This window comes from Calothrix sp. CBUCES-K 9914, assembly GCF_059640475.1.
The window spans coordinates 1-5,388 of the sequence record NZ_JBXXZH010000412.1 but is presented as its reverse complement, the minus strand read 5'-3'; the positions used below and the strand labels follow the sequence as shown (position 1 = coordinate 5,388).

The window sequence follows — 5,388 nt, the reverse complement described above, 5'->3', positions numbered from 1 at the left end:
TAGTTTTGTAGATTTGCGACTCATCTACAAGACCTGGGTTGCCAGGTATTTGATAACCATAGTTTTCATAACCTTGGCCAATGTAACTCGTCAAAACATCGGCGCCAGCACCTTGATAATAGACTGGTACGGGACGGTTAGAATGGTTTCCCCAACCGTATTTTAAGTTTGCGTCTGACCCCCAATAATGACCAACTTCTGAAGGTGTATCTAAGTCAGTCAATGCTTGGGCGCCTTTTGATTGCAAAATTTCTGGAAAATTCGGGTTGAGTGTCAAATAATGGTCATGGTCGGCAGTTACGATTAATAAATTATCATCCCAACCACCGTTATTTTCAATCCAGTTAATTGTAGAAGCGACGGCTTTATCAAAATCTAACATGGTGCCAATTAAGTTATCCATGTTATTGTCGTGTGCTGACCAGTCAACGTCACCACCTTCGACCATCAGCCAAAAACCATCTTTGTCTTTACCCAGAACATTTAACGCTGCGTCAGTTAACTCTTTAAGTGTTGGGTTTTCGTTGCGTTCTCTGGCAATGAAAGATGCGTCTGTTTCTCCCGGAAGTAAAGGTCTTTTCGTATCTACATTTAGTCCCTTGGTTGAGAATACGCTGAACATATCAAGTCCAGTCGTACTGTAATCTCCATCTGCTGAACTTACTGGTAAATTACCGTTTTGTCCGCGCGCACCATATAAACCAAGTAAACGATCACCTTTATTTGGGTCAAGATTATTTGCTGCTTCTGCTAACGTTGCCCCAGCATTGGCGCCTCTTTCCAAAAACTTATAATCGTAAATGTTACTATTAGGGTTTTTACTCAGTTCATTGTAAGTGGCTTCAGTAATGAACTCTTGTGTTCTTGGAGGTTCTACACCGTCTGGTAAAGGGTCGCTAGTATTCGATAAAGGATGTCCACCACCCAATAAAACTGTAGGTTGATATACTCGTAACTCTTGCTGAAGAATATTATCTATATTTGGATATTCACCGTCATACTTACTCCGACGGTTGACAGTCGCTGCCGCCGCACCAGGTGTAGCATGGTCGATAGGTACTGATGTTACTAAACCTGTAGATTTACCTGCCAAGTTGGCACTGACTAAGATAGTTTCTAAAGGTTGTTCATAAATATCAACACCAATAGCGTTGTTATAGCTTTTTACGCCAGTATATAAAGTAGTTGCAGTATTCGCAGAGTCAGGGTAACTGGACTTGATGTACTCTTTATCTGTACCGGGAGTCCAAGGAGTGGCGCCACCACGTACAGGGTCATAACCAACTAAGTTTCCGACAGCACCAGAAGCTACTGTTGCGCCTCCAGTTGGAGTAGTACCAGGATTAAAAGCTGGGTTAAACTGGAAACCTGAACGAATAGCGCTACCCCCTGTTGTTGGGTCGGCGCCATTCAAAGCAGAGTTATTAGTGCTATAAACTCCTGTACTGTCAGCAATTGTTGTACCGTATGTAGTAGAAAGCGTATAACCTGTTAAATTTTGAAAACTAAGTCCTTTACCTTCGCCTGATGTATAGTAATCGCTGAGATTATTACCTTGTTTACCCGATTGAATTTCTTTATAAATAGCGGCAGCACGAGCCATTTCCCAACCCATACCATCGCCAATCATGATAATGACATTCTTTGTCATGAAAATTAGTTCCTTTATATTTTTATCGAAATCAATTCTTTGACGCTAATGCCCGCCAAAATACGCAATATAGATAAAATCTATACTTTGTATCTTCAATTTTTCACTTACAGGTTAAGCAAAGAGTATATTCTTGTTTAAAAAAAAGTTAAATAATAAGTATATTTTTGTATATTCATTGATATTAATTATTATTATCTTTATGAATTATTTATTAAGAGTATTCTCAATAAAATCATGTAGGATAGGCTAGAAATAACCGGACAGGCTAAAAATAACCGGATAGGCAAGATGCCTATCCTACGGTGGCACAATTTTTGCATCAATAATATGGTATATACTCACCAGTGTATATACGTAAATACTTTTACAGAAGACAGTAAATAAATATAAGTAATAAGATATATAGATTGCCGAATAAAAAACTCTTTTTTAGCTGTTTATCAGGTAGACACATAACATATGGGAATAGTAATTTTTTTAATTGTTGTGATTGCGACTGTTGCTGTTGTAATCATGAATAGCTATAACGATTTGGTAGTGTTTCGGAATCGTTACAAAAACGCTTATTCTCAAATCGATATTCAATTGCAGCGTCGTTATGACTTGATACCTAATTTGGTAGAAACGGCAAAGGGATATATGAAGCATGAGCGTGAAACTCTTGAAGCTGTAATTAATGCTCGGAATTTAGCAATATCAGCGAGCGGTAAAGCTGCAAATAATCCTGGTGACCCTTCTGCGATGCAGCAGTTAGGTAATGCAGAAGCTATACTTACAGGTGCCTTGGGTCGGTTAATGGTAATTTCTGAGTCTTATCCTGAACTCAAAGCTTCGGAAACGATGACGCGAGTTATGGAAGAACTTTCTTCGACAGAAAACCGCATTGCTTTCGCGCGTCAAGCTTTTAATGATGCGGTGACACTATATAACACCAAGCGCGAAGTTTTCCCCAGCAATTTGATTTCAAGCTCGTTTAACTTTGCTTCTGCAAATTTACTTGAAGAAGCTGCACCCGAAGTTAGAAATGCTCCGCGCGTATCTTTTTAGTTGTTAGTTTGCTTTTGTTGCCATGAATTTTTTTGAAAATCAGGATAAAGCGCGTCAAAATACCCAGCAGTTATTTCTGTTGTTTGGACTGTCGATCTTAATTATGATTGTGGCAGTTTATATTGCCATGCTATTCTTTTTTCGTCTGGCGCCACATATTTGGTGGCATCCACAGCTATTTATCGCAGTTGCTGGTGTAACATCAGTTGCAATTGGACTGGCTAGCGCTTATAAAATAGCTTGTTTGCGCGAAGGAGGCTGGGTTATTGCCGAACAGTTAGGGGGACGCGAAATTATAGATGACATGGCTAACGAGCGCGAACGTCAACTATTAAATATTGTAGAAGAAATGGCGATAGCGTCAGGTGTTCCAATTCCACCTGTTTACATTCTTGATAGAGAGTATAGTATTAACGCCTTTGCTGCTGGGTTTACAATTAATGATGCGGTAATTGGTGTGACGCGCGGTTGTTTGGATAGTTTTGACCGCGATGAATTACAAGGTGTAATTGGACACGAGTTTAGTCATATTCTTAACGGGGATATGGCGATAAATCTACGGTTGATGGGATTATTGCACGGAATCTTATTTATTTACATCACTGGGGAATTGTTACTGCGTACTCGTGGTGGTTCGCGCGACAAAGGTATGCCTTTATGGGCTTTGGGACTTATACTAATGGCGATTGGTGGTATTGGTTTATTATGCGGGCGCCTTATCAAAGCTGGTGTTTCTCGCCAAAGAGAATTCCTTGCTGATGCTTCTTCTGTGCAGTTCACTCGTAACCCTGATGCTATTGCGGGCGCCTTATCCAAGCTGGAAAAAATGGATTCTCGGTTAATATCACCTCATGCTGAAGCTGCTAGCCACATGTTTTTTGGTAAAACTATAAACACATACTTCTGGGAAGAAATGCTAGCAACTCATCCACCTGTTAGCGAACGCATTCAACGTGTTCGTGGGGTTAAAGTCAAGGCGCCTTCAGGTATATCACAACCCAGACCTAGCTCGCAAGATTCTTTGACAATGGGTTTAGCTGGGGGTTTAGCTGGCAGTACACCCAGTACTCCAAAACAAGTTGTACCGCAAGTTGGGACTGTGGCGCCAGAAAATTTAGCTCACGTCCAAGGTTTACTAGCACAGTTACCTGAATCTTTACGTGTATCAGTAAGAGATACTACTAGTGCAATGGCAATTGTTTTTGCGCTAGCTTTAAGTACTAACACTCAAAAAGAAGCTCAGATTGAATGGTTACGACAAGTCCAGCCAGAGGATTTAATAGAGAAAACTTTAGCATTAAGTATTGAAATAGAACAATTAGACCCAAGCATTCGTTTACCCTTAGTAGATTTAACAATACCAGCATTACGACAAATGCCTGCTATTGAATGTCAAAGAGTCTGTAAAACGATTCAAGGTCTAATTAAAGCTAACGGTAAACTTGAATTGTGGGATTTTGTATTGCAGTTGATAGTATGGCACCGTTTACAATCATCCGTAAATTCAGGCGCCTCTACTACAGTTCAATTTGACTCAATCGAAGAAGTTTGGTCAGATTGTTTACTGGTATTATCAGCATTAGCACGAGTAGGAGATTCTAATACTGACGCGGCAACATACGCTTTCCGTTCAGGTATTTACAGATTACCGACATCTGGAGAACTAGAAAAGCCTGACAAACTCGTAAAATGCAACTTTGCTGAAGTCAAAAAAAGCCTCGAACGTTTGCGTCTTGCCAACGGTAAAATCAAACAAGCAGTAGTCGATGCCTGCGCGCATACCGTTTTAACAGATAATAAGGTTACAGACCAAGAAGCTGATTTACTTCGCGCTGTCGCTATGACGCTTGATTGTCCTATTCCACCATTCCTTAACAAACGTAACGTTAAAAGTAACCGTTCAGGGGGGCGCCCTCAAATTTAATAAAAAATATTTATCATTGCATGTCAACAATAGAACTTGTGCAATTGGCACATAAAAATGGTAGGGTGCGTGATGCGATGAAAAAACTTGAACGTACGCGTTATCCGTCTGTCAAACAAGTGACAATGTTTTCACTTGCTTCTTAGACATGGTTCCTAACCTCATGCTTGTAGGTCAAAATCCTAACGGCGGTAATAGATTTTGCACGTTTTCCTCAACCGAAGTTCCAGAAACTCGATTAGAGACTTTAGCTCGTTGGGTAATTCCTACTGGTGGTGCTTTTCTTTTCTCACCATCAATTTCTTTCGTAATCTCTTTGTACTTCAAATTGAAGTGTGAATGTGGGTTAAAATCAAACCTACAATCACACAAAGCACGATTAATTCTTAATTCACAGGAATTTCTACACACAAAGCTTTTTCGTTAGAGAAAGGCGCCAGTTTGTACGCGACAAGGTTGTTTCTGAGTAGCACCATACTTATGTTCAGGTGCGTGACGCTACAGGTCTTATAACTACGTTCAAGTTTTTTCGTAGCGTCACACACCCTACTTATGTTCATAAATCTGCCGAGCAATCCTCTATATCCTGAGAAGTATATAAAATGAATTAGGAAAAAAGTCATGTATCAATAATCATCATATTATACTATAGAGTTCATTGAAGTACGTATATAAGCAGTAGTAAAAGTTTTGAGCCAAATATCTACCGTTTTAAAGAGTTATTAAGCGAATTTTCGGGTTTATATAGTAATTACTACTGAGT

Annotated in this window: 4 protein-coding genes; 2 read left to right on the top strand and 2 right to left on the bottom strand. The window is 39.7% G+C overall.

What is annotated here, in order from left to right; translation table 11 throughout:
* Positions 1–1,651, bottom strand: a 1,651-nt coding sequence (locus AC2JBO_RS42730; RefSeq protein WP_496959688.1) for an alkaline phosphatase, incomplete at its 3' end; no start/stop codon positions are given.
* 462 nt (positions 1,652–2,113) lie between these two features.
* On the opposite strand from AC2JBO_RS42730, the gene AC2JBO_RS42725 reads away from it, so the two are divergent.
* Both AC2JBO_RS42725 and AC2JBO_RS42720 read left to right on the top strand, forming a co-directional pair.
* Complete coding sequence (locus tag AC2JBO_RS42725) at positions 2,114–2,701, top strand: LemA family protein (RefSeq protein WP_496959687.1); 588 nt, start codon at positions 2,114–2,116, stop codon at positions 2,699–2,701.
* Between the two features lie 22 nt (positions 2,702–2,723).
* Positions 2,724–4,625 (top strand): M48 family metallopeptidase, encoded by a 1,902-nt coding sequence (locus AC2JBO_RS42720; protein WP_496959686.1) that lies wholly within the window; start codon positions 2,724–2,726, stop codon positions 4,623–4,625.
* Positions 4,626–4,799: 174 nt separating this feature from the next.
* Here AC2JBO_RS42720 and AC2JBO_RS42715 read toward each other — a convergent pair whose 3' ends face one another.
* A complete protein-coding gene (locus AC2JBO_RS42715; protein ID WP_496959685.1) occupies positions 4,800–5,036 on the bottom strand; it encodes a hypothetical protein in 237 nt (78 codons plus the stop codon).
* Positions 5,037–5,388: the final 352 nt, after the last annotated feature.

Excerpts from the sequence above, each read along its gene's own strand:
- AC2JBO_RS42725 (WP_496959687.1), top strand. The coding sequence starts at position 2,114 with ATGGGAATAGTAATTTTTTTAATTGTTGTGATTGCGACTGTTGCTGTT.
- AC2JBO_RS42720 (WP_496959686.1), top strand. The coding sequence starts at position 2,724 with ATGAATTTTTTTGAAAATCAGGATAAAGCGCGTCAAAATACCCAGCAG.